General features: G+C 70.6%; 27 protein-coding genes. 14 read left to right on the top strand and 13 right to left on the bottom strand.

All coding sequences use genetic code 11. The features are described 5' to 3' along the window. Positions 1–6 precede the first annotated feature (6 nt). The 4 genes from VSH64_RS08305 to VSH64_RS08290 form a co-directional block, all read right to left on the bottom strand. Positions 7–687 (bottom strand): alpha/beta hydrolase, encoded by a 681-nt coding sequence (locus VSH64_RS08305; protein ID WP_326834916.1) that lies wholly within the window; start codon positions 685–687, stop codon positions 7–9. Further along, positions 677–1,378, bottom strand: coding sequence for an alpha/beta hydrolase (locus VSH64_RS08300; protein WP_326834915.1), 702 nt, complete (start codon positions 1,376–1,378; stop codon positions 677–679). The genes VSH64_RS08305 and VSH64_RS08300 overlap by 11 nt, the downstream gene beginning before the upstream one ends. Before the next feature lie 326 nt (positions 1,379–1,704). After that, positions 1,705–3,105 carry a DUF4303 domain-containing protein gene (locus VSH64_RS08295; RefSeq protein ID WP_326834914.1) on the bottom strand — a complete coding sequence of 467 codons (1,401 nt, stop codon included), beginning with the start codon at positions 3,103–3,105 and terminating at the stop codon, positions 1,705–1,707. After that, positions 3,102–3,887 (bottom strand): DUF5984 family protein, encoded by a 786-nt coding sequence (locus VSH64_RS08290; RefSeq protein ID WP_326834913.1) that lies wholly within the window; start codon positions 3,885–3,887, stop codon positions 3,102–3,104. The genes VSH64_RS08295 and VSH64_RS08290 overlap by 4 nt, the downstream gene beginning before the upstream one ends. Before the next feature lie 175 nt (positions 3,888–4,062). Here VSH64_RS08290 and VSH64_RS08285 point away from each other — a divergent pair, with 175 nt between their 5' ends. Together VSH64_RS08285 and VSH64_RS08280 are read left to right on the top strand one after the other, a co-directional pair. Then, the gene (locus VSH64_RS08285) at positions 4,063–4,347 is read left to right on the top strand and encodes a hypothetical protein (RefSeq protein ID WP_326834912.1); all 285 of its coding nucleotides are present in this window, start codon (positions 4,063–4,065) and stop codon (positions 4,345–4,347) included. Positions 4,348–4,554: 207 nt separating this feature from the next. Continuing rightward, positions 4,555–5,133: a hypothetical protein gene (locus VSH64_RS08280; RefSeq protein ID WP_326834911.1), complete on the top strand. Its 579-nt coding sequence runs from the start codon at positions 4,555–4,557 to the stop codon at positions 5,131–5,133. A 16-nt stretch (positions 5,134–5,149) separates the two neighbouring features. Here the strand turns inward: VSH64_RS08280 and VSH64_RS08275 are convergent, their stop codons facing one another. The 4 genes from VSH64_RS08275 to VSH64_RS08260 form a co-directional block, all read right to left on the bottom strand. Continuing rightward, a complete protein-coding gene (locus tag VSH64_RS08275; RefSeq protein WP_326834910.1) occupies positions 5,150–6,469 on the bottom strand; it encodes a DUF4474 domain-containing protein in 1,320 nt (439 codons plus the stop codon). Next, positions 6,466–6,774: a hypothetical protein gene (locus VSH64_RS08270; protein WP_326834909.1), complete on the bottom strand. Its 309-nt coding sequence runs from the start codon at positions 6,772–6,774 to the stop codon at positions 6,466–6,468. The genes VSH64_RS08275 and VSH64_RS08270 overlap by 4 nt, the downstream gene beginning before the upstream one ends. Positions 6,775–6,968: 194 nt before the next feature. Next, entirely contained in the window at positions 6,969–8,201 is a 1,233-nt protein-coding gene (locus VSH64_RS08265) for an MBL fold metallo-hydrolase (protein WP_326834908.1), read from the bottom strand. Between the two features lie 162 nt (positions 8,202–8,363). Beyond that, positions 8,364–8,735 (bottom strand): ATP-binding protein, encoded by a 372-nt coding sequence (locus VSH64_RS08260; protein ID WP_326834907.1) that lies wholly within the window; start codon positions 8,733–8,735, stop codon positions 8,364–8,366. A 200-nt stretch (positions 8,736–8,935) separates the two neighbouring features. Here VSH64_RS08260 and VSH64_RS08255 point away from each other — a divergent pair, with 200 nt between their 5' ends. The 12 genes from VSH64_RS08255 (at position 8,936) to VSH64_RS08200 (ending at position 19,934) form a co-directional block, all read left to right on the top strand. Beyond that, entirely contained in the window at positions 8,936–9,790 is an 855-nt protein-coding gene (locus VSH64_RS08255; RefSeq protein ID WP_326834906.1) for an STAS domain-containing protein, read from the top strand. After that, entirely contained in the window at positions 9,790–10,179 is a 390-nt protein-coding gene (locus tag VSH64_RS08250; RefSeq protein ID WP_326834905.1) for an STAS domain-containing protein, read from the top strand. Before VSH64_RS08255 ends, VSH64_RS08250 begins: the two co-directional genes overlap by 1 nt. Beyond that, positions 10,176–10,589: an ATP-binding protein gene (locus tag VSH64_RS08245; RefSeq protein WP_326834904.1), complete on the top strand. Its 414-nt coding sequence runs from the start codon at positions 10,176–10,178 to the stop codon at positions 10,587–10,589. The genes VSH64_RS08250 and VSH64_RS08245 overlap by 4 nt, the downstream gene beginning before the upstream one ends. After that, on the top strand, positions 10,577–11,617 hold the full coding sequence (locus tag VSH64_RS08240) for an ATP-binding SpoIIE family protein phosphatase (protein ID WP_326834903.1): 1,041 nt from the start codon (positions 10,577–10,579) through the stop codon (positions 11,615–11,617). The genes VSH64_RS08245 and VSH64_RS08240 overlap by 13 nt, the downstream gene beginning before the upstream one ends. Beyond that, the gene (locus VSH64_RS08235) at positions 11,614–13,368 is read left to right on the top strand and encodes an ATP-binding protein (protein ID WP_326834902.1); all 1,755 of its coding nucleotides are present in this window, start codon (positions 11,614–11,616) and stop codon (positions 13,366–13,368) included. Before VSH64_RS08240 ends, VSH64_RS08235 begins: the two co-directional genes overlap by 4 nt. After that, entirely contained in the window at positions 13,368–14,927 is a 1,560-nt protein-coding gene (locus tag VSH64_RS08230) for a fused response regulator/phosphatase (protein WP_326834901.1), read from the top strand. Before VSH64_RS08235 ends, VSH64_RS08230 begins: the two co-directional genes overlap by 1 nt. A 48-nt stretch (positions 14,928–14,975) precedes the next feature. Further along, entirely contained in the window at positions 14,976–15,350 is a 375-nt protein-coding gene (locus VSH64_RS08225; RefSeq protein ID WP_326834900.1) for an STAS domain-containing protein, read from the top strand. Positions 15,351–15,515: 165 nt separating this feature from the next. Beyond that, entirely contained in the window at positions 15,516–15,782 is a 267-nt protein-coding gene (locus VSH64_RS08220; RefSeq protein WP_326834899.1) for a DUF4235 domain-containing protein, read from the top strand. Positions 15,783–16,124: 342 nt separating this feature from the next. Continuing rightward, on the top strand, positions 16,125–16,961 hold the full coding sequence (locus VSH64_RS08215) for an ABC transporter permease (protein ID WP_326834898.1): 837 nt from the start codon (positions 16,125–16,127) through the stop codon (positions 16,959–16,961). Positions 16,962–17,045: 84 nt separating this feature from the next. Then, a complete protein-coding gene (locus VSH64_RS08210; protein WP_326834897.1) occupies positions 17,046–18,041 on the top strand; it encodes an ABC transporter substrate-binding protein in 996 nt (331 codons plus the stop codon). Between the two features lie 13 nt (positions 18,042–18,054). Further along, positions 18,055–18,882: an ABC transporter ATP-binding protein gene (locus VSH64_RS08205; RefSeq protein ID WP_326834896.1), complete on the top strand. Its 828-nt coding sequence runs from the start codon at positions 18,055–18,057 to the stop codon at positions 18,880–18,882. Continuing rightward, positions 18,879–19,934: an amidohydrolase family protein gene (locus VSH64_RS08200; RefSeq protein ID WP_326834895.1), complete on the top strand. Its 1,056-nt coding sequence runs from the start codon at positions 18,879–18,881 to the stop codon at positions 19,932–19,934. The genes VSH64_RS08205 and VSH64_RS08200 overlap by 4 nt, the downstream gene beginning before the upstream one ends. Positions 19,935–19,961: 27 nt before the next feature. Here VSH64_RS08200 and VSH64_RS08195 read toward each other — a convergent pair whose 3' ends face one another. The 5 genes from VSH64_RS08195 to VSH64_RS08175 form a co-directional block, all read right to left on the bottom strand. After that, positions 19,962–20,936, bottom strand: a complete 975-nt coding sequence (locus VSH64_RS08195; protein ID WP_326834894.1) for an SDR family NAD(P)-dependent oxidoreductase — start codon at positions 20,934–20,936, stop codon at positions 19,962–19,964. Between the two features lie 151 nt (positions 20,937–21,087). After that, positions 21,088–21,546, bottom strand: a complete 459-nt coding sequence (locus VSH64_RS08190; protein ID WP_326834893.1) for a carboxymuconolactone decarboxylase family protein — start codon at positions 21,544–21,546, stop codon at positions 21,088–21,090. Positions 21,547–21,680: 134 nt separating this feature from the next. Then, positions 21,681–22,571 (bottom strand): RNA polymerase sigma factor SigJ, encoded by an 891-nt coding sequence (sigJ, locus tag VSH64_RS08185; RefSeq protein ID WP_326834892.1) that lies wholly within the window; start codon positions 22,569–22,571, stop codon positions 21,681–21,683. A 104-nt stretch (positions 22,572–22,675) separates the two neighbouring features. Then, positions 22,676–23,179: a cupin domain-containing protein gene (locus tag VSH64_RS08180; protein ID WP_326834891.1), complete on the bottom strand. Its 504-nt coding sequence runs from the start codon at positions 23,177–23,179 to the stop codon at positions 22,676–22,678. Next, positions 23,176–24,093, bottom strand: coding sequence for an NADP-dependent oxidoreductase (locus VSH64_RS08175; protein WP_326834890.1), 918 nt, complete (start codon positions 24,091–24,093; stop codon positions 23,176–23,178). Before VSH64_RS08175 ends, VSH64_RS08180 begins: the two co-directional genes overlap by 4 nt. Between the last annotated feature and the right edge of the window lie 39 nt (positions 24,094–24,132).

The raw sequence follows: 24,132 nt of genomic DNA, 5'->3' as shown, positions 1-24,132 counted from the left end.
ACAAGATCACCTCTGCGCGTCGGTGGTCAATGTTTCGCGGAGGATGGTGGCGACCAGGTGCGGCTGGGACAGGAACGGCGAGTGCGATGTGTCGATCTCGAGGGTCTTGCCGCCGAGGTGGGCGGCCATCCGGCGCTGCGCCTCGGGCGGGATGGCCTGGTCCCGGGTGCCCACCACGTACGTCGTGGGCAGATTTTCCCACGCTGCCTCGGTTTGTTGCTCGGTGAAGGCGGATGAGTGCTGCAGCCGCAGGTGGGCGGCTGCCGCGCGCGCGGCCTCCTCGGGCAGGTCGTTGAAGAACACGTTCTCCGGGGTGCGGACTTCGATGAAGCCGTCGTCCCGCACGCGAGACCACGGAGGCCGGCCCGCGCCCAGCACCGACTCGCCCCGGCCGAGGGCGAACGCACACAAGTACACGATGTGCGTGACATTCGAAAGCCCGGCCAACGCTTGCGAAGCCACAACCCCGCCGTAGGAATGCGCGCACACCACAACCGGTCCGGCTACCGCCGCCACCGCCGCCCGCAGGACCTCGGCGTCGGCGTACAACCCGGCCGGCGGAGCCGCCACGCTGGGCAATTCCACGGTCCGGACGTCGACGCCGGCCAGCTCGGGCACCACGGCCTCCCAGCACCAGGACCCGTGCCAGGCGCCGTGCACGAGTACCAGGGCCGGATCAGCGGACATCGGCGGAAGCGAGCTCGTCCCGGAGGATCTGTGCCAGGGCGGCCGGCTGGGAGAGGAATGGCGAATGGGAGGTGTTCATGCGGTGGATCCTTCCGGCGCGCTGGGCGAACAGCTCTTGCGCAAAGGGCGGGAACGCGTTGTCGGCCTCGCAGAGGACATAAGTGCTGGGGATGGCCTTCCAGGCCACCTCGGTCAGCTTTTGCACATTCGCCGAGTACGACGTGTAGCCGAGCCGCGAAACCGCGTCCTGGGCGAGTTCCGGGTCGACATCCCCGTAGAAGATCTCCACGGGATCGAGGGCTTCGACGTATTTCTCCCCGTCCGTGCCGTGGACCTTCCACCAGGGGGCGGGCGTGCCACCCACGCTGGACAGCATGGACTCGCCGACGTCGAGCAGGAACGCGGCCAGGTAGATGATGCGCTTGACATTGCTCGCACCCGCCAGCGCCTGAGTCACGGGAATTCCGCCGTACGAGTGCGCGCAGACCACGACGGGCCTGTCGATGGCGGCTACCGCGGTGGCTATTTGCGCCGCGTCTTGGTACATGTCTCCGAGTTTCGCCGGGTCATCGCCGGAACTGGTCAGAGCCACGGTGTGCACGTCCACATCCGGCAGCTCGTCCACCAGACTCTTCAAGTGGTCCGCTTTGTGCCAGGATCCCGGGACGAGGAGGAGCGAAGGAAGGGTCATGTCGGCTTCCTGAGGTTTCCGCCAAACGGCAGGTGAATGATGATCCGTTCGGCTCAATGGTGCCGACCGCCCGGCGTTCGGCGTCACCTCGGTCCGGCCAGGAACCACTCAAATCCGGACAGCGAAACCGACAGCAGGTCACGTCCGATCGGGGTTTTTCGGCCCACGTCACGAATGCGGCCGAAGCGGACCTGCGAGGGATCGACGATCTACGGGCCAGGAATCCCCAGGACCGCAATTCCGGGCACGGGCTTGGCCTTCCGGGACAACGAGGAGGGAATCGATGACCTGACCGATCGAACAATATTCTTCGGACGTTCCCTTGCTCAGCTGGGCGGCTCCGCGCGGACGGCGACTGGCCGGTTCGCGCGCTGTTGGCGTAGCCAGTGCGCGGCCGCTTCACGCACCTCGACCGCCGGGTCGTCCCTTGCTTCGCTGATCACCTCCGCCAGGTCGCGGGAATCGTGACCCCAGGACAGCAGTGACATGATCGCGAGGCGGCGTACGGATGCGTCCGGGTCTTGCCGCATCGCCTGGCACAGCAGCGGCAACACGCGTCGGGCGACACGCCGGCCGAGGCGACGCCCGCCGAGCACACCGACGGCGTGCCGGCGAATGATCACGTGTGGCGAACTCAGGCCGAGGACCGCGGTGTCCACCTCGTCGGCGACGATGTCGCACTGGCTTGTGCCCGGGGCAAGCTTGATCGCCAACGCCGGCCGGCAGGTCGGCCAGCGCTCGATGAACTCCGCCAGGGGCGCGTAGTCCAGCGGTGGTGCGGTGACCGCGTGGTCGCGGAAGCCGGTGTACGGCGCGGCGACGGCACTCACCACCGTGTCGGGCGGCAGGCTGTCGGTTTGGTCGAGAACGAGGTCGAGCCGACCGAGGCGAGACAGCGCCCCTGCGACCCACTGCTGGTCAGCTGCGGCGGTCTGTCCCAGCGCGGCGTGCAACGCTTCGATGACGTCGTCATCAGGCCGGCCGATGTCCGCCAGCAGCTTCGCGGCCTGCCAGGCACGGCCCGGGACGCCGAGCAGGCCGATCAGAGGCGGGAAGGCCACCGGGCCGAGAGCACGCAGAGCCGATTCGGCGTCCTCGGAACCGACGGGGCCGTCGAACGTACCCAGCAGACCGACCAGGTGCGCAGCGCGCTCGACAGGGGGGAGCGCGGCGATGCGGGTCAACGCGACAGATCGCTCGTCCAGCTCCGGAAAACAGCGCCGCACGTCACCGGCGGTCAGCACGCGCTTGATCACCGTCTCGTGGTACTCGTCGTCGAGCAGCAGCACCACGAAGTCCCGGCCGATGACGCCACTCGCCCGCAGCGTCTTGCGTGCCTGCCGGCAAACGTGGGTCAATGCCGTGAGATACCGGTCAAAGGTCTTCTGCCAGTGGCGGGTCGTGCCAGAGCAAGCCTCCGCCGTCAGCGCCGTCTCCCAACCTGCGGCCACGTCGCGCGGGAGCCAGTCGTCACGGTAATCGTCCCAGTCCGGGACACTCCAGCGCAGCTGCGCCTGCAGCCCGACAGGCTCACGCGCCAACGCCTCGACACTGTTGATCCCGAAGCAGGGAAGTGCGATCAAGCCGTCCTGCTCCCGGTGGACGTGATCCAGCGCCGCCGCGTAGAACGTCTCGCCGGGGTGGCCGCCCACGGCCTCCACGACGGACTGCACCACAGCAGCGTGCAGAGTCCGTTCGAACCCGACCCAATCCAAGCCCACCGTCACGCCGTCATTGTCTTGCGCTTGATCCGCACACCTGCCCGCACCGCGTCCCAGTCGGCGCTCACCTGCTGCGCCAACGCCCGCGGCAACCAGGTCCGCCGCTCCGCCTGCTCCTGGATCAGGTGAGGGATATCGAGTTCGATCCCCGCGGGAGCGCCGGTTGCGGCCAACCGGTCCACGCGCTGCTGCATGGCCTCGAACAGTCGATGATCGAAATCAGTGACAGCGGACATGAACTCGTCCGTGCTGACCGACGCCCGTCCCGAGAGCGGTGCGGTGAACGCGATTTCGCCGTCAGGATCAGCAGCGAACTGCCAATCCACGGTCACAGTGTCCACGGGATCGACGGTGCGCCACCATCGCAACACGGGCCCGTAGCGCAGATACCCGGTGTCGACGCACCGCCGGCCGCAGGCATCGTCGGCGGCGTCGATCAGCGTGTTGTCCAGGATCTCCGGGTCGTCGGTGTCAATCCATTCGGCGGATCCGGCAGCCACGAAGTCCGCAAGATCGTCCGGCACGGGGTCGAGGATGTACGGCAACGCCTGCAGCATGTCCTCCCAGAGCCGGACCACGTAGTAGTCCACCCACGGCGGCGCCGCTCGGCTGCCCGCCCGACGGAACAAGGCCACGGTCCGCTCGGCGTAGCGCAGCAACTCGATTCCCCCCACATCCAGGCAGAACCAGCCCTCGGTGAGCGCGAACCAGTGCAGGCTCGGGCTTCGACCCGACCCCCACGGACCGACCTCGTCGACCGGCACCAGCTCGAACCGGAATCGCATCATGCCGCCATACAACCGGATCGCACCACACGCTGACGACTCAAATCTCCTGAGTGGCGGCCGAACTGTTGCGCCGGATCGACGGGTTGCGAACGGCCAGATGATAATGGGATCTGCTCGGTCTCGGGTGGGGCGCAATCGCGGTGGATGGTGAACGTCGGCTGGAGGGGAGCACGAGGTGCGTCCATGGGTCCGGGTGTTGTCCGGAGCGCTCGGCGTTGTGACGCTCATGGTTGCCGGTCTGGTGTGGTGGTCGGCTGACCGAGCCCTCGGACCGGCGCCGGAGATCCGTTCGTCGACGCGCGGCGAGCTCACCAGCTGTGGATACCGTCCCGGCCTGACGAGCTGCGACCCGCCCGAATTGGCGACAGCGACCGTGGTGGTGATCGTTGTGCTGGCGGCTGTCGGCACCGGGTTGGCAGCGGTCTCGCTGGTCGGCCTGGTGCGGCGTCGCTCGGCGTGACCGGTCAGGCGGGCCAGGGCTGGGTGAGCCGGCGACGGTGGTTGGTGCCATCTCCCGCAGGGATACGCGAGGTTGTGGGCGGTGCCGAGATGTCGGTGGTGCACGGTGGGCGATGGGGCCCCGGCCGGCCCGTCAGCTCGAGCCGGGCTCAGGTGAAGCGAAGGGGAATTGGCCTGTTCGTCCGGCTCGGCCGGATAGGGTGGGGCCATGACTGAGACGAGGCAGGCTGGGGGCGTCGGGGGTGCGGAGGGGCTGGCTCGTGCGTTGCGGGAGCGGGCCAGGAGCGCTGCGACGGCGGTGTTGCGGGAGGGGCTCGAGGAGATCGACGAGCGGCACGGGCGGGGCGTCGCCGATGAGGTGGCCGGGCTGATTGACGTCGGCCGGGTCTTTGAAGGGCTCGTTGAGCGGGAGATGCCGGCGGGTGAGAACCGCGAACCGGGTGAGGGCGGTTATGCGCGCGAAGGGCGCGGGAATCCCCTGACGAATGCGGGCTATGAAGCCTATGACGGCCGCGACGGGAGTGGGGGCTCCGTCGCGCGCGAGGACCGTGCGGCGTATGAGGGCCGCGAAGGGCGTGGCGGTCCCGTGGTGCGTGACAGCCGAGACGCGAGCGGCGGGCGTGCTGGGTTCGAAGGCCACGAGGGTCGTGGCGGGCGTGCGGGGTTCGAAGGCCGTGAGAGTCATGAAGGGCGGGAGCGGCCAGCCGCGCGCCGTGGACGGACCGGGCGGGGGAACCACGACGAGGACGACGAGCCGTGGGAGTTCAAGCCACTGACGTCGTTGTGAGAGGCGCCCCGCGGGGTCACTTCTGCCAGTCGTAGCTCAGGACCGGGGGGTTGTCGGACACCTTGTGCACCGTGAGGTGTTCCTCGGGGTGTGCGGCGGCGTAGCGGGTCATCTCGTTGTAGATGCGGTCGCGCATGTCGGTGTCGCGGACTTCGATCGTGGCGCGTTGGCCGAGTTGCTCGGCGTGGTGGCCCGGTTCGGAGCGGATGGCCAGGTTCCAGAAGTGGCGTTTGTCCGTGCCGTCGGCGCCTTGGCCGTCGTTGCTGAAGTAGACCTTGCCGGTCTGCTTGTCGTAGATCTGTTGGGTGACTTTGATCTGGTCGTCGCCCTTGGCGGCGTTGAAGTAGCCCGACGGGTCGGTCGAGTTGGGGTCGCGGGTGTAGAAGCCGACTTCGCCGCCGAAGGCGCTGCCGAAGCCGTAGCTGCCCTTCCAGAGTTCCAGGCGGTACACCTTGCCGGTCTTCGGGTCGGTGAACTCCATGTTGTCGCCGCCGGCGTTGGTTTCGTCGAGGTCCGCGCCGATGATCTTGCCCATTTTGTCGTAGAGGTCGTGCCAGCCCAGGTAGCTCTGCACGGAGTGCTCGCCGGTGGTGTAGAAGTCGCCGTTCTCGTTGTACTTGAAGCCGAAGTAGTCGTAGATCTTCTGCGCCACGTCGGGGTCGCGCATGATCGTGTCCCAGTCGCCCCGCAGCAGGGCGAGGTCGAGCTTCGGGTTTTTCGCGACGAGGGCGGCGAGGCCCGGGATCTCCTTGAGGATGATGGCCGCGATCTCGGCCGGGTTGCGCTTCTCGGAGCCCGCGAGCTCCCAGATCTGGCCGGTTTTGTTGCGCAGCTTCAGGCCTTCGGCGAGCAGGACCGCGTCGTAGGTGGTGACCACGCGCTGCAGGTCGATCAGCACCACGAGGGCCTCGGCCTTGATGACCTTGTCCTGCGCCCAGGCGAAGACCATGTTGCCCTTGCCGCGGGACAGGTCGTTCCAGACGTTGTCGAGCTTGGTCCGCATGGCCTCGGCGTCCTCGCGCTTGCTGCGGGCGTCGGACTGCGCCTTGGCCAGCGCGTCGCGCACGACTTCGAACGACTTGGCCGACTCTTCGAGGTCGTGGGCCTGGTCCTCACGGTTCTTCTTGAAGTCGTCCAACGACGCGAGGGCCGACTCCCCCGCCCCGCCGTGCCAGCTCTCGCTCAGCTGCGTGCGGACGTTCTCCAGCAACGCCTTGGCGTCCTCCACCGCGCCCTTGGCGACGCGGCAGGCGCGGGCCCGGTCGTCGAGGTCGGTGGTGCTGCCGCTTTCGACCTTGCCGGCCAGGTCGCGGATCCTGTCGAAAACCGACGTCACCGGTCGATCCTTCCGAAGCCGCTGTCGAGTGCCTTGAGGAAGACGCCCTCTGCTTCGGCGTCGCTGGCGTGGTAGCTCGTCACGGCGGTGGTGATGGTTTCGACCAGGCTCTCGACCTGCTGCTGCGCCGCGTCCAGGTCTTCCTGCCGGGTGAGCAGCCAGACGCCGTAGTCGCCCGCGAAACCGCCGGCCCGGTCCGTGCCGCCGACGTTCGGCGCCGGCAGCGCGGAGATCCCCGGCGGCGTGCGCGCGGCCAGCTTGGCCGCGGCGTTGCCGATGTTTTCGACCTCGACTTCGAACCCCACAAAGCTTCCTTCCGCCCAGTCCCCGCTCGCCGCCCCAGCGGGTGGCCGTCACCGGTGAAGTCGAGTGACGTTCAGTGTCGGTAATGTAACACTCGTCCGGTCTGGGGAGGCGCGAATCCGCACACTCGCGAGCGGAGACCCGGCGGAGGAGGTCACCGAGCCCGGCAAGGATCTCCGGTCGACGACCAACCCGGCTAGTGCTTGGCCAACGCGGCGAGGTCGAGCGTCATCAGGTCGTTGCCGACGACCACCGGGCCGCGGTAGTCGGCCGCGACCGAGCTGCGGAACTCGGCGTCGCTCACGGTGCCGTCGCCCGGGTAGATGTGGGTGAGCACCAGGGCTTTGGCGTTCACGGTGCGGGCGACCGCGCCGACGCCCGGTACCGCCGGCCGGCCCTGGGCCGCCGGGCGGGAGTGCAGCGGGGTGTGGGCGCTGGTGAACTGGATTTCCATCGTGTCGTGGATCGGCGTGCCGTCGAACTTCGCGACGGCGGCCTCGACCGCCATCACCTCGTTCACCAGCACGTCGGCACCCGAGGCCAGGTCGAACAGGTTCTGGCACGGTGTCGTGTCACCGCTGAAGACCACGGTGGCGTGCGGGGTGCGGAAGTGGAACGCGAAGGCGGGGAACACCGGTGGGTGGTCCACGAGCGTCGCGGTGACCTCGACCTTGTCGTCGCGGTAGACGGGGATCGGGGCGATCTTCGGGGCGAGCACGTCGATGCTCGCCGCCGCGGGCACGGCGATGTCGTGCGGGCGCATCATCGGCGGGCCGGACAGGCCGGTGAACTCGAGCGCGTGGTCGCCCTGCCGGCGCGTGGAGCGCAGGCGCTCGTTGAGGTCGTACGCGTTGGCCCGGACGGAAAGATCGGTGATGTCGGTGATGCCCGGCGTCGCCAGGCCGGGGGTGACCAGTGGCGCGGTCGGGGTGATCGGCAGGCCGGGCACCGGGGAGCCGGCAGGACCATTGGCCGAGGCGCGGCCCGGGCCGTGGACCTCGACGGTCTGCTTGCCGAAGTCCCAGTTCGTCCAGTTGAGGGAGAAGAAGTTGAAGTAGTCGGCGACGTGGTCGGAATGCAGGTGCGTCACGAACATCGCGCGCACCTTCTTGAAGTCCAGGCCCGCTTCGGAAAACCTGAGGGTGAGGCCGCTTCCGGCGTCGATCACGTAGATCGATCCGTCGACGACCAGCGCGCTCGACACGGCGGCGCGCTTGCCGGGGATCGGGCCGCCCTGCGTGCCGAGCAGCACGAGGTGGGTGCCGGTCGAGGGCACCGGCCCTTTCGCCGCGGACGGTTGCGCCCCGCCGCCGGTCGCGGGCGCGGCCGTCGTGCACCCGCCCACCATGGCGGCGAGCCCGGCGCCGCCGAGCAGTGCGGATCCCCGGAGAAGTCCTCGACGGCCGATCACGTGGTGCGCCTCGCACACAGCTACCTCCAGCGGTACTGGTCTTCGAGCGAACGCCGCGCACGTTATTCCCCAACCGTGACGCTCGTCAACACCGCTGCATATCGACGGTAGCCGGGTTGTGCCGGGGGGTAACCAGAACGGAACGATCGGACAGCCGCGCGCCAGGACCTGCCCGCTCCCCTAGCCCGGCCGCGAAGTCGTCTTCAGCTCGGCCCACACCGTTTTGCCCACGTCGTGGTGGTCCTGACCCCAGCGGGTGCTCAGGGCGGCGACCAGGAGCAGGCCGCGGCCGCCGGTGTCGGAGGGTTCGCGGGGGTGGGCGGGCTGCCGGCTGCCGTCGTCGACCTCGACGCGGACGGTGTCGGGCCACTGCAGGAGGCGGACGCGGCGGACGGGACTGCCGTGGACCACGGCGTTGCTCGTGAGTTCGTCGAGGACGAGCACGACGTCGTCGAGGGCTTCCTCGGACAACGTGGCGAGGTGCTCCCGGGCCCAGCCGCGCACCAGTTCGAGTTCGCCCACGCTCCCGGACATGGCGAAGGTGACGATCACCGGTTCCACCCGGCCGCGCCGTCACGCACCTGCGTGTGCAAGAAACCGCCTCGTCATCAGCAACGCCCCAGTACCGCAACAGCATCCCGGTACCCCGTCCGGTGGCGATCGAAACCCCCGCTCGGCGGCCAGCCCACGCCGCCTCGGCGGACCGGCCGGACTAGGGTTTCCGGGAACCGCAGGAAAACGAGGAGACGCGAGTGGCCACGGACGCCGAAGGTGCTCACCACCTGAAGAACCTGTTGCAGCACAACGCCGAGACGCTGCTGGCCCGCTGGGTCGAGCTCGCCGCGGAGCCGGTGCGCGGGCGGCTCACCGCGGCCGAGGTGGAGGGTGACCTCCGCGAGCTGCTGCAGGCCCTGCTGCCGGTGGCCGGCGGCGGCTCGGCGGATCTCGACCAGGAGCACAACGGCGAGCTGCGCGCGCTGCTGGCCGAGCTGTCGCGCAACCGCGCGCGCCAGGGGTTCAGCTCGACCGAAACCGCGTCGAGCGTGTTCGCCCTCAAGCGGGCCGTGTTCGAGCTGACCGAGCAGAACGAGGACCCGGCGGTGTTCCGGGAGCTGCTGCGGTTCTCCGAGCTCGTCGACGCCCTGGGCCTGTGGACCTTCGAAACGTATGCCGCCACCCGGGAAGAGATCATCACCGAGCAGTCGGAGCAGCTGCTCGAGCTCACGACGCCGGTGGTGAAGCTGTGGGAGGGCATCCTGGCGGTGCCGCTCGTCGGCACGCTGGACTCGACCCGCACCCAGGTGGTGATGGAGAAGCTGCTCGAGGCGCTGGTCGCCACCGGCTCGGAGCACGCCATCATCGACATCACCGGGGTCCTGGCCGTGGACACGCAGGTGGCGCAGCACCTGCTCAAGACCGTGGTCGCCGCGCGACTGATGGGCGCCGAGTGCACGATCTCGGGGATCCGGCCGCAGATCGCGCAGACGATCGTGGCGCTGGGCATCGAGTTCGGCGACATCACGACCAAGGCCACGCTGGCCGACGCGCTGCGCCACGCCCTGCGCCGCGACGGCGTCGAGGTGGTCCGCCACGAGAGGGCGGTCTGATGGAGCGCGTCCCGATCCTGCGGATCGGCGACCTGCTGCTGGTGTCGATCCAGATCGACCTCCAGGACCAGAGTGTGCTGGCGCTGCAGGAAGACCTCGCCGAGCAGATCAGCGCGACCGGCGCGTCGGGCGTGATCATCGACATCTCCGCCGTCGAGATCGTCGACTCGTTCATCGGCCGCATGTTCGCCACGATCGCGTCGCTGTCGAAGCTGTTCGACGCCGACACCGTGGTGGTCGGCATGCGCCCGGCCGTCGCGATCACGCTCGTCGAGCTCGGTCTCACGCTGGGCGACGTGCACACCGCGCTGAACCTCGACAAGGGCATGCGGATCCTGCGGACGCTGTCCGCCCGGCGCCAGGACCTGCCGCCGGCGTCGCCGCGATGACCTCGCCCGCGGGCCCGCCGCAGCAGTTGCCGATCCGCGGCGACGACGACGTGGTCCGGGTGCGCCAGCACGTGCGCGCGGTCGCGCAGCAGATCAAGCTGTCGCTGGTCGACCAGACCAAGATCGTGACCGCGGCGAGCGAGCTCGCGCGCAACACGCTGGTGTACGGCGGCGGCGGCGTCGTCACGGTCGAGACCGTGCAGAACGGCCGGCGCACCGGGGTGCGGGCGGCCTTCCACGACGACGGCCCCGGCATCCCCGACACCACCCTCGCCCTCGCCGACGGCTGGAGCAGCGGCTCGGGCCTCGGGCTGGGGCTCAGCGGCGCGCGGCGGCTGGTGGACGAGTTCGCACTGGACACCGAGGTCGGTCGCGGCACGGACGTCACGGTCGTCAAATGGACGCGCTGACCGGCTGCCTGCCCCGTGTGGAGGACTTCGCCTGGCTGCGGGTCGACGACCCGACCGCCGCGGGCCGCGCGCGGCGCACCGCGACCACGCTGGCCGAGGCCATGGGGTTCGGCCAGACCCGCGCCGCCGAGCTGGGCATCGCGGTGACCGAGCTGGCCACGAACCTGCAGAAGCACGCGCGCGACGGGGTGCTCGTGGTGCGGTCCGTGCGCGGCGCCGCGCAGGCGGCGATCGAGGTGGTGGCGATCGACCGCGGCCCCGGCATCGCCGACGTCGCGCGCGCCACCGAAGACGGCCGGTCCACGGCCGGCAGTCTCGGCGTCGGGCTCGGGGCCGTGCAACGGCTTTCCGACGCGTACACAATGGTCTCCGAACCGGGCCTCGGCACCGTCGCCCACGCCCGCTTCCACCCGGGCCCCGGCGAGTACGCCGAGCTGGCCGACGAAGACGCCGCCGGCCTCACCCGGCCGATCCACGGCGAAGACTCGTGCGGTGACGCCTACGCGATCCTGCGCGACACTTCTCGCATGCGCTTGCTGCTGTGTGACGGCTCGGGTCACGGGCCCCTGGCCGCGTCGGCTTCCGACGCCGCCGTGCGGATCGGCTGCGCCCACCCCGCCGACCCGCCCGAGCAGCTCGTGAAGCGGATCCACGAAGGACTGCGCGGCACCCGCGGCGGCGCGCTGGCCGTGGCCGAGCTCGACCTGGCCCGGGGCACGGTGCGGTTCGCCGGCCTGGGCAACATCGCGGCGACGGTGGTCGCCGACGGGCAGAAGAAAGGCATGATCTCGGCGCCGGGGGTCGCCGGTCACCAGGCCCGCACCATCCGCGCGTTCGAGCACCCGCTGCCCGAAGGCGCGTCGGTCGTGCTGCACAGCGACGGCCTCACCGAGCGGTGGACGGCCGAGAACCGGCAGCGGCTGTTCGCCGGCACGCCGCTGGCGATCGCCGCGGGGCTGCTGCGCGACGCGGGGGTGCGCAACGACGACGCCTGCGTGCTCGTCGCGAAACCACGGCCGCCGTCGTGACCGCCGAAACCGAGCTGCTGCGGCTCGTGATCACCGACGACACCGACGTGTTCGCCGTGCGCCAGCGCGGCCGCGAAGTCGCCGAAGCCCTCGGCCTGGACACCCAGAACCAGGTGCGCGTGGCCACTGTGCTCAGCGACGTGGGCCGCGACGTCGTGCGCGCGGGCCTGAGCGCGCTGGTGCGGTTCAAGGTGTCGGCCGAAGGGCTCGGGATCGAGTTCGAGTGGCCCACCGGCCCGGACCCCGCCGTGCTCGGCACCGGGCTCGCCACCGCAGCGAAGTTGATGGACGCCGTGCGCTCCGGCCACGCCGAAGGACGGACCCGCCTCACCATGATCAAACGCCGACCGGCGAGCCTGCCCACGCTCACCCGCGCCGCCGTGGCCGCGGTGCGCCACGAACTGGGCCGCCACGCCGTGACCAGCCCGCTGGACGAGCTGCGCGCGCAGAACCAGGAGCTGCTCGACACGCTCGACAGCCTGGAGCGCAAGCGCCAGGAGCTGCAGCGGCTCAACGACGAGCTCGCGGAGACCAACCGGGGCGTGGTCGCGCTCTACAAGGAGCTCTCGGAAGAACTCGAGGAGACCAACCGCGGGGTGGTCGCGCTCTACGCCGAGGTGAACGAGAAGACGATCCAGCTCAAGCAAGCGAGCGAAGCGAAAACCCGTTTCTGGTCCACGATCAGCCACGAGCTGCGCGCCCCGGTCAACTCGATCGTCGGCCTCACCCGGCTCCTCGACGCCGCCGGCTCCGATCCGCTCACCGACGAGCAGCGAAGACAGGTCGGCCTCATCGAGCACTCCGGCACGACACTGCTCGCGCTCGTGAACGAACTGCTCGACACGGCGAAGGCCGAATCGGGCCAGCTCGTGCCACAGCTGGCCCCGGTCGAGCTGCGCGCGGTGCTGCTGCAGCTGCGCGGCACCCTGCGCTCCACCACGCCGTCCACCGAAGTCCGCCTGGTGATCGCCGAGCCGGACCCGGCGCTGCGGCTGGACACCGACGAAACGCTGCTGGTGCGCATCCTGCGGAACCTGCTCTCCAACGGCCTGAAGTTCACCGAGCGCGGCGAAGTCCGGCTCGACGTCCGGCCCGAGCCGGACTCGGCGGCCGTCACGTTCGAGGTGTCCGACACCGGCATCGGCATCCCGGTGGACGAGCAGGAGCGCGTGTTCGAGGAGTTCCACCAGGTCCGCCACCGGCTGCAGGTCGCCACGCCCGGAACCGGCCTCGGGCTCCCCTACGCCCGGCGGCTGGCCGAGCTGCTCGGCGGTTCGCTCACGCTGCGCAGCACGCCTCGCGAGGGAACCACGGTGACGCTGCGCCTGCCCACGCACGCGCCCGGCGAGGACCCCGCCGGCGATTTCGGCACCATCCTCGTGGTCGACGACGAGGAAGACTTCCGCCGCCGGCTCACCGGTCTGCTCGAGGACGTGTTCACCGGCGAGGTCCGGCAGGCGCCCGACGGGCGGACCGCGCTCGAGATCGTGGCCGAGCACCGGCCCGGCCTGGTTTTCCTCGACCTGGTGATGCCGGGGATGCACGGGCGCGACGTGCTCGGGGTGCTGCGCGAGAAACCGGAGCTGCGCGAGGTGCCGGTGGTCGTGGTCACCTCGGCGGACCCGGACGGCCTGGACCTGTCGCGAACCGGGCTGCGGGCGGCGTTGCTGCCCAAGTCGCAGCTTTCCGCCGAGGCCGTCAGGCTGGCCGTGAGCCAGGCGTTCGCGGTCGTACGGAGGACGGTGCCCTGATGAAGCCGGACAACGCCGCCGAGCACACCCAGGTGCTCGTGGTCGACGACCACGAGGCCAGCCGCTACCTCACCGGGAGCTGGTTGCGGCGCAACGGGTACCAGGTCCTCGAGGCCGCCACCGGCGCCGAGGCGCTGGCCGTGCTCGGCGAGAACGACCTGGACCTGGTGCTGCTCGACGTGCACCTGCCCGACATCAGCGGGTTCGAGGTGTGCGAGCGCGTGAAGCGGGATCCGCGGACGGCGGCGCTGCCGGTCATCCACGTCTCCGCCACCGCCATCGAGCCCGGCGACCGCGCCGAAGGCCTCACCCGCGGCGCGGACGCCTACCTCGTGGAACCGCTGGACCCCGGGGTGCTCGTGGCCACCGTCGAGGCCGCGTTGCGCTACTACCGCGCCCGGGCGTCGGCCGAACGCCTCGCGGACCGGCTGACCCGGCTCACGAAGGCGACGCTGGCCGTGATCGGCGCGACGACGTTCGAGAGCCTGCTCAAAGCCGCGTCGGCCGGTGCCGCGAACGTGCTGGAGAGCCCGGCCACGGTCGTGGCGCTCACGCCGCAGGGCCTGCTGCGCGCCGACGCCGGCGCCGGCCGGCCGCACCTCGGCATCGAGCGCACCACGCTGCTCGACGCGCTGTCGGCCGAGCTCCTCGGCGCCGGCCGTGTCGGCAGCACCACCGCCGACGGGATCGCCCTGGCCTGGCGCGGCACCGAACCGTCGACGGTGGTCCTGGCCCGCGGCAAGCCCGGCCGTTCGCCGATCTGCCTCGCGGTGGACGCCTCGGCGATCACCACCGACGAGGACCGCAACCTGCTCACCCAGCTCGCGCAGGCGACCGCGCTGGCCTACGAAGGCATGCGGACGCTGTCGGAGGAACACACGCTCGCGCTCACGCTGCAGCACAGCCTCCTGCCCGGCAGCCTGCCCGAGCGCCCGGGCGTGGAGATGGCGGTGCGCTACCTGCCGGCCTCGGACAACGCCGAGATCGGCGGCGACTTCTACGACGTGATCGACCTCGACGGCCGGCTGCTGATCGCCGTCGGCGACGTGTCGGGCCACTCCATCGAGGCCGCCACGATCATGGGCGAGGTGCGGCACGCCCTGCGCGCCTACGCCACCGAGGGCCACGGCCCGGTCGCGGTGCTCGACCACCTCGACGCGCTGATCCGGCGGTTCCACCCACGGGGCCTCACCACGCTGTGCCTGCTGTCGCTCGACCCGGAGACCGGTGAGGCGGAGCTCGCGAGCGCCGGGCACATCCCGCCGCTGCTGATCGAGCCGGGCGGCAGCCGCTACCTCGACGTGGCCGGCCCGGTCCTCGGCATCGGACTGTCGCGGCCGCCCGCCACGCGGTTCACCGTGCCCCCGGGCGCCACCGTGCTGCTGATCACCGACGGCCTCATCGAACGCCGCGGCGAGGTGATCGACGACAGCATGGCGAACCTGCTGGCCTTCGTCGAACCCGACGACGACCTCGACGCCCTGTGCGACCGGCTGCTGGACCGGTTCGGCCGTGATCCCGAAGACGACGTCGCGCTGCTCGCTCTGCGCCGCCAGTGACCGCACCGTCCGAACTATCCACACTGTCCACAATGGAAGGATTCTCCCATGGCTGATCCGTCATCCGACCCCGACGGCGGATCACGCCTGCGCGTGGAGGCCGAGCTGACCGGGACCGTGACCGTGGTGCACGTGTCCGGCGACGTCGACCTCGCGACCACGGCGCAGTTCGAGCAGTCCCTGCTCCGCGAGGTGATCGCGGGGCCGGCCGCGCTGGTGATCGATCTGTCCGCAGTGGACTTCCTGAACTCCAGTGGCATCACCAGCCTCGTGATCTGCCACCGCCAGGCGAGCACCGCGGGCATCCCGCTCGCGGTGGCCAGCACCCGCCGCCAGCCGCTGCGGATCCTCGGCATGCTGGGCCTCACCGAGACCCTCAACGCCCACGACTCCGTCGCGGGAGCGGTTGCGGCGCTCAGCTGACGCGCGGCGACGATCGGAGTCGGCGGCGGTGTCGGGGGCCGCCTCGTGGCTGTTCGAAGCCATGCCGACCAGTCACGCGCACCAGGCTGCGGCGCGGCGATCCCGCGTCGCCGGGTGTTCGCCGGTGGCGGTGTTCGGCGGTGCGGGAGTGGGTATCCGGGCGGCATGAACAAGATGCTGTACAAACCCCTGAACTTCGGCGTGAGCGCGCTGGGCGGGCTTCTCGCCGGGCAGATCTTCAAGCTGATCTGGCAGCGCGTCGCCGGTGAGGACGACGCGCCGAGCGCCACCGACAAGCACCGCGGCTGGCCGGAGATCCTCGTCGCCGCCGCGGTGCAGGGTGCCATTTTCGGTGTGGTCACGGCGGCCGCCGAGAGGGCCGGGGCCGTCGGGTTCGAGAAGGCCGGCGGTGAATGGCCGGGGGACGACTGAGCGTGGACGAGCACACCCGTCCGCCGGCCGGTGACGAAGACTCCAGCGGAAACCACCCGGACGCAGCGGATCCGCCTCGGCGGAACCCGACGGAAACGCCGCTCGAGGACGAGGAGGGGCGGTCGCGGAAGGGCCATCCGGGTGGTTCGGAGAACTTCCGCGGGGACAGCTGAACCGGGCACTCCGGGTCCGCGCCGCCCGGAGGGTGCCGCAGGGTCGGGCATTTTCCGGCCCGCGTCAACGGTTTGTGCCGGACCTTCCACGAGTTGGGAGGGGCTTGTGCCCGCCAGATCCGAACTTTAGGTTCCCGTCAGACGTCAGACGTCTGAACAGGAGAATGGCGTGGCAACTGGACGTGTCGAACGATCACCCCAGGTCACCGAGGGCGCGGCGGAGCAGGACGAGCGCGACCGGCGCGCCGATCGCCGCCGGAAGTGGGTGGTGCGGGGCGGGCAGCTCGCGGTCGGGGTGCTCGTGCTCGTGTTGTGGCAGATCGCCGGGCAGGTTTTCGGCGCGTTCACGCTGTCGGGGCCGGTGCTGATCGTGGTGCGGATCGGGGAGCTGATCGGCAGCGGGACGCTGTGGCCGGACCTGGCGACGACGCTGGTGGAAACCTTCGCCGGGCTCGTGATCGGGATGGTCGCCGGCGTCGCGCTCGGGGTGCTGATCGCGTCGTCGAAGGTGGTCGGCCGGTGGTTCTACCCCTACGTGATGGCGCTCTACAGCCTGCCGCGCGTGGCGCTCGCGCCGCTGTTCATCGTGTGGTTCGGGATCGGGCTCGAGTCGAAGATCTTCATGGTCGTGACCATGGTCGTGTTCGTCGCCTTCTACAACACCTACCAGGGCGTTCGCGGCATCGACCCCGACCTGCTCGAGATGACGCGCAGCTTCCGCGCGCCCCGCATGGCCACACTGCGCTGGGCCGTGCTGCCGGCGATCGCGCCGTGGATCCTCACCAGCCTGCGCCTCTCGATCGCGCTGGCGCTGATCGGCGCGGTGATCGCCGAGCTCGTCGGCGCGAGCCAGGGCCTCGGCTACTACATGGGCTACGCCGCCAACACCCTCGACACGACCGGCGTTTTCGCCGGACTGGTGGTGATCACGGTGATCGCCGTAATCGCCGAACAGCTCGTCGCGCTCGTCGAGCGGCGCGTGCTGCGTCATCGAGTCGCCCACTGAGTGTCGCCCACCGAGTGTTGCCCGCTGTGTTGCCCACGGACTCCCCCACTCCCCCGCCCCGCTCTTCAACCCGGAGGAACGCTGATGCCGACTTCGTCCAGAACCCGTCGCACGACGGCCGTCGCCGCGGTGCTCGCCACCCTGTCCGCGCTGCTCACCGCGTGCGGCGGCGGGTCGTCGTCGGCCGGTGACACCAAGACGATCCGGGTCGAGCTGTTCTGCAGCGGCCTCGCGCCGATCGCCGCGGAGCTCGCTCTCAACAGCGGCATCGCGGCGCAGAAGGGCATCACGATCAAGCCGATGTGCGTCACGAGCGGTTCCACCGCCACCAACGCGCTGATCGGCGGCAGCGCCGACGTGTTCATGGGCGACATCGGCCACGTCGTGCTCGCGCAGAAGCGCGGCGTGAAGATGAAGGCCTACGGCGTGGTCAACGACCGCTTCTCCTACCTCATGGTCTCCCGCAACGACCCGGCGCTCACCTCGGTGAAGGACCTCAAGGGCCAGAAGGTGGCCGTGACCGCACCGGGCACGCTTTCCGACACCGAGCTGCAGAAGGCCGCGCTCGACGCCGGGCTCGACCCGAAGAAAGACCTCACCGTGGTCAGCGGCGGGGCCGGCGCCACGATGCAGGCCGAGCTCACCGGCAACCAGGTCGTGGCCGGGATGACGAGCCAGCCCGACACGCTGCAGCTGCTGCGCACCGGGAAGTTCAAGATCCTCTGGCAGCAGCCGGACTACCGCTACGTGGACATCGTCGCGATGGCCGACCAGGACTGGGTCGGTGAGCACCAGGACCTGATGAAGACGTTCCTCTCGGCCATGAGCGAAGCGTCGCAGCAGGCGAAGGCGAACCCGGACCAGGCGACGACTTGGATGAAGAAGCAGGGCTACAAGATCAGCGACGCCGACCTGAAGACGATCGTGACCGAAGCGGTCAAGAGCGTGCCCGACAGCTTCCGGCCCGACGACGCGGTGGTGAACTCGTCCACGGATCTGCTGGTGCGCACCGGGTTCCTCACGAAACCCGTGCCGGCCATCCAGGACACCTTCGACTACAGCCTGCTCCCCGCGAAGTGACCGGGAGGCCACGATGACCGCCACCACCGACGAGCTGCGCGATCCGGCGACCGGGCTCGTCACCCCGAAGCTCAGCCTGCGCGGCGTCGGGCTCGGCTACCGCACGCCGAAAGGCCGGTTCACCGCGCTGGAGAACGTGAGCCTCGACCTCGCCGCCGGCGAGTTCGTCGCGCTCGTGGGGCCCAGCGGCTGCGGCAAGTCCACGCTGCTGAAGCTCGTCGCCGGTCTGCTGCCGGCGACGAGCGGCGAGATCCTCCTCGACGGTGAACCGGCCCCCGAGGGCGTGCCGGAGGGCGTGGGCCTGGTTTTCCAGTCCGACGCGCTGTTCCCGTGGCGCACGGTCGCGGACAACATCCGGTTTCCCTTGGCACTGAAGGGAGTTCCGGCCGCGCAGCAGCGCGCCGAGGTGCAGCGGCTGGTCGAGCTGGTCGGGCTGAAGTCCTTCGAGCAGAGCTACCCCAACCAGCTGTCCGGCGGCATGCGCAAACGGGTCGGCATCGCCAGGGCGATCGCCTACGACCCCGACGTGTACCTGATGGACGAACCGTTCGGGCCGCTCGACGCGCAGATGCGGATCCGGCTCGGCGGCGAGTTCCTCTCGATCTGGGAGACGCTCGGCAAGAGCGTGGTGTTCGTGACACACGACGTCGAGGAGGCCGTGGCGATGGCCGACCGCGTGCTCGTGATGAGCCGCGGGCCCGGCACGATCAAGGAGGAGTTCCGCATCGACCTCGACCGGCCGCGCCACTTCCAGGAGGTCCGGTTCGAGCCGGAGTTCCAGCGGCTGCAGCGGGCGATCTGGCGGAGCCTGGCCGAGGAGTTCGACGAGGAGCGCGCGTGATCATCGACTGCCACAACCACGTGCTCGCCACCGCGCTGCCGCCGGGCCACGAACGGTTCGTGCGCGAGATGCGCGCGCCGGGCCACCGCCGCGCCGGCCGGCTGCCCGCGTACCGGCCCGCCACCGAGGAGGACTGGGCCGGGCTCGAAGGCGATCTCGACCCGATCGACCCGCGCACGCTCGTCGAGGACCACGTGACGGCGGGCGTCGATCGCGCGACGGTGCTCGCGGTCGCGCCGTCCACCTACACCAGCTACGGCGAGCGCGGCACGATCGACCTCGGCCGGGTGACCGACGTGCCCGGTCCGCTCGAAGTCGCCAAGAGCAACGACTACCTCGCTTCGCTCACCCGGCAGTATCCCGAGCTGCTCGGGATGTGCGCGGTGAACCCGAAGTTCCGCGGTGTCGGCTGGGCGCGCGACGAGCTGACCCGCGCGGTCACCGAGCTGGGCCTCACCGGACTCAAGCTCTACCCGATGTACGACCACTACGCGCCGGCCGACCGCGATCTCGCGTTCCCGGTCTACGAGCGGGCCACCGAGCTCGGCATCGGCGTGATGGTGCACATGGGCACCTCGTCGGCGAAGGACGCCGTGTTCGAGTACGGCCGCCCCGGTTCGCTCGACGAAGTGGCGCGGCACTTCCCCGACCTGCCGCTGCTCGTGTGCCACGCGGGATTCCCGTGGGTGGACGAGTGCCTGGCGATGGTCGCGCGCCACGACAACACCTACCTCGACATCAGCATGTTCGCCACCAAGTCCACCCAGCGCCAGCTCTACGACTTCCTCCAGCGCGCGCAGGCACTGGGCTGCCCGCTCTCGCGCATCTGCTGGGGCACCGACTACCCCGGCGGCGGCAAACCCGCCGCGCTGCTGCCGAAACTGGTCCTCGTGAACGACGTCGCCGACCCCGGCGCCCCCGTCTCGCGGCTCGACCTCGCGAACCTGGTGGGCGGCAACTGGGCCCGCTTCGCCGGGCTCACCGACTGGAGTGAGGCGGAAACGCTGGCACAGCTGGAGGAACGCGAAGCCCAGTGGCGGGCGCGGCCGTAGCCGAACGAGCCCGCGGCCCGGTTCGGCTCACTGTCGGTTGAGGTGCGGGGTCGCGATTCCCTCGACGTAGTCCCACAACCGCTTGCGCGCCGGTTCGTCGTCCGGGCCGGCGCCGAGCGGATGGGTGGCCGGGCGCGGCCGGCGGTCGTGCCAGAACAACCCGCTGCTTTCGACCGCCTCGGGGGCGCTGCCGAGCCACACGATGGTGTCGGCGCCCTCGTCCGGAGTCCGGATCACCGGCCGCGTGAGCGCCCGGAACACCGGCATCCCGGTCCGCACGCCTTCGGTGTCGGCCCACCCCGGGTGCATCGCGTGGACGTGCACGCCGCGGTCGAGAAGCCGCTCGGCCCACTGCTGCGTGAGCACGAGTTCTTCGCGTTTGGTGCGCGCGTAGACCTTCTTGGGCCCGTAACGCGTGTCCGCGGACTGGAGATCACCGGCCGGGATCCGCTGACCGTACAAGCCGCCGGAGACGACGTTGATCACGCGCGACGGCGCCGAGCGGGCCAGCACCGGCTCCAGTCCCGCGGTGAGCACCCACGGTGCCACGACCTGCGTGGCGAAGGTCAGCTCCAGGCCGTCCGCGGTGTGCGTCCGGCGGCCGGGCATCACCCCGGCGTTGTTGACGAGCACGTCCAGGCGAGGTTCCTCCCCGGCGAACTTCTCGGCGAACGCCCGCAGCTGCGCCAGGTCCGATACATCGCACGCCTGTGGTCGCACGTCCGCGCCGGGGGCGCGTTCGAGGGTGCGCCGGGCGGCTTCCCCGGCCCGCTCGGCGTTGCGGCCCAGCACGTGCACCTGCGCACCGAGCCTCGCGAACCCGGTCGCGGCGGCCAGCCCGAGGCCGGAGCCCGCGCCGGTCACGAGCACGGTTTTGCCGGGCATCGGCGGCGGATCGGCCGGCCAGCCCGGCAGCCGGCGGCGCACCCGCAGCCCCACCGAGCCGTAGCCCAGCACGATGCCGCGGTCGAGGGCGGTGTCGATCGTCGTGGCGAAGTCCATCCCGCCGGATACCCCGTGCGCGGCTTCGGAATCACCGGGCCACGGGTGAGTTCGCCGACGGGGCGCCCGCCACAGCCGGAGCTCCTGTGGCGGGCGGCCGTCCGCGGTGCCCCGAGAAAGGCTCACGGACGCGGCGGTTTCCCGCGGTGGCTCAGGGAGCGACCTGGTAGCGGCTCGTGATCGCGACGCGGTTGAACGCGTTCATCACCACGGACAGCCACGCGACGGCCGAGATCTGGTCCTCGGTGAGGTCGGCGGCGGCGGCTTCGTAGTCCTCGTCCGGAACGTGGCCGTCGGCGACGTGGGCCATGGCCTCGGTCAGGCGCAGCGCGGCGCGCTCCGTGGCGGAGAAGTACTCGGTCTCTTCCCACGCCGGCAGCACGGCGATGCGGTCGGGGTTCTCGCCCTTCTTGAGGGCGTCGCGGCTGTGCATGCGCAGGCAGAAAGCGCACCCGTTGATCTGGGAAGTGCGGATCTTCAGCAGCTCGAGCGTGAGCGGTTCGAGGCCCGCCGCGGCGGCGCTGTTCTCGACCTCGGTCGACAGGGCGATGAGGGTCTTGTAGGCGGCCGGGTGCTGCTTGTCGATGCGGACGCGCTGCGTGTTCGTCACAGTTCCTTCGTTTCGTTCGGCGGCCGCGCCGCGGAGCTCGGTCCGGGCGGCGGCCGGGGTGTGATCGGGGCAGTGGCGGTGCCCCGATGCCGTTTCCGCCAGGGAGACGAGACAGCCCCGCGAGGTGTGACAGCTCAGACGTGAACGAGTTTGTCGGGGTTGATCACGCGGCGGTACGCGGTGATCAGGCCGTCGGAGATCTCCACGCTGTCGATGGAGTAGACGCGGTCCTGCCAGTGGCACACGAGGGCGAGCTCGCCGCCCACCTCGATGAAGTCGATGCGGTCGGGCCGCCACATGCGGCCCACGCGCACCATCACCTCGGCGACGCGCTCGCCGCCCTGGATGATCTTGCGGGCGGCCGAAACCTTGCCGCCACCGTCGGTGACGTAGACCGCGTCCGGGTGCAGGAGCCGCACGAGGCCGGCCAGGTCACCGGACTCGTAGGCGGCGCGGAAGGTGGCGAGCAGGCGTTCGCGCTCGGCTTTCGGGGTGGGCGAAGTGGTCTGCTTCGCCTTGGCCACGCGCTTTCGCGCGCGCGAGGCGAGCTGCCGGGAGCTGGGCACGGACACGTCGAGCACCTCGGCGATGCTGCCGAACTCGAAGCCGAACACGTCGTGCAGCACGAAAGCCACCCGCTCCGGCGGGCTCAGCTCCTCCATGATCAGCAGCATCGCCGCGCTCACGGACTCGTCGACGAGCACCGGCTCCGAGGCGTCCGGCCCGGTCAGCAGCGGTTCCGGCAACCACGGCCCCACATAGGATTCCCGGCGCGACCGGGCGCTCTTGAGGATGTCGTAGGACCGGCGCGCGGAGACGGTGACCAACCAGGCCCGCAGGTCCTGGACCTGGCTCAGGTCCGCGCCGGCCGCGCGCAGCCACACGTCCTGGGTCACGTCCTCGGCATCGGCCACGCTCCCGAGCAGCCGGTAGGCCACCCCGAACACCGCCGGCCGATGCGTCTCCCACTCGGCCCCGAGCGTGTCCTGTCGCCCCGCCTCCCGGGACACCAGCCCGTCACCCATGCAGATCGCGTCCTCCTCCGGCGTGCGCGTCCAGCCTACGGCCGAAGACCGTTCCCGGCATCCGGTTCCGGCTCACACCCCGCGATCGTGGACGCGCGCGCCGGTCAGTGCGGGTCGTCGGTCTTGAGCGCGTCCCCGGTGTTGGAGACGGTGATCGTGAGCAGCTTGGCCGGCTGGGTCGTGCTGGTGTTCTCGGCGAGCACGTGGTGCGACCCCGGCGGCTCGAGCCAGCCCTGGCCCTGGTGGTAGGTCGTCACGGGCTGGCCCTCGAGCTGGCTGCGCAGCGTGCCTTCGAGCACATAGGCGTAGATGAACGCCTGCCCGTGGCGGTGCGGCACGCCTTTCGCGCCGGGCGCGAAGTCGACGACGGCGGAGGTGAAGGTCTTGCCCGGCACGTCCGGCAGCGGCTGCTGCAGCAGCGGCGTCAGCTTGTCGGTGGGGTGGTCCATGGGCGCGGCACCGGCCGCCGACGACATCGGCATCGACATGGACATCGGCGCCGACGTCGGCGCCGGGGCGGCGGCGGGCTCGTCCGAGCTGCCGCACGCGGTGGCCGCGGCCAGCGTGACGACGGCCAGCACGGCCCCGGTGATCCTCGGGTGCTTCATGATTTCTCCTCGGTGACTCGGATGATCGTTTTGCCGGGCAAGCGTTTCGTGCCGAACGCGTGGGGCGCCTCGGCCAGCGGTCGCACTTCGCCGACGGCGACCTGGAGCCGGCCGTCGCGCACGCGTTGCGCGAGGTCGGCCAGGCGCGCCCGGTCGGCCTCGACGATGAAGAACAGGGCCCGGCCGTCGCGCGGCTGGATGCGGGGCGGAGTGGCGATGGACACGAGCGTGCCGCCGGCGCGCACCAGCGCGGTGGACCGGTCGAGGACGTCGCCGCCGAACACGTCGAACACCACGTCGACCTCACCGGCGTCCTCCAGCCGGTCGGTCTCGACGAAGGTGTGCACGCCGAAGGCGAGCGCGCGCTCCCGGTCGCGGGCCCGGCCGGTGCCGATCACGTGGGCGCCGACCTCGCGCGCCAGCTGCACCGCGAGCGACCCGACCGCGCCGGCGCAGCCGTGGATCAGAATCGTCTGCCCGGCGACGAGCCGGGCGTGGTCGAACAGGCCCTGCCACGCGGTGAGCCCGGAAATCGGCAACGCGGCGGCCACCGTGTGGTCCAGATCGGCCGGCAGCGGCGCGAGATTCCGGGCCTCCACGGCGATGTACTCGGCGAGCGCGCCGTCACGGGTGCCGTCGGCGAAGCCGAACACGCGCTGGCCCACCGTCAGCCCCGTGGTGCCGTACCCCAGCTCCACCACGACACCCGACACGTCGTGCCCCGGCACACTCGGCGTCCGGTCGCGTCCGCCGCGGTCGGCCCACGTGCCCGGCCACTCCAGCTCGCCGGCGGTGAAGCCCGCGGCGTGCACGCGCACGACGACGTCGTTCTCCGCCGTGGGTGGGTACGGGATGTCCTCAAGGGACAGTCCGGCGATCCCGGCGTCCCGGTCCCGGACGGTGATGGCTTGCACGGCGGTCCTCATCTCGTCGGGCGGTTGTCGTCAGGGAGA

This window comes from Amycolatopsis rhabdoformis (assembly GCF_035918295.1).
Classification (GTDB): Bacteria; Actinomycetota; Actinomycetes; order Mycobacteriales; family Pseudonocardiaceae; genus Amycolatopsis; species Amycolatopsis rhabdoformis.
The sequence above is the reverse complement of the archived record's forward strand: the minus strand, read 5'-3'. Positions and strand labels throughout refer to the sequence as shown.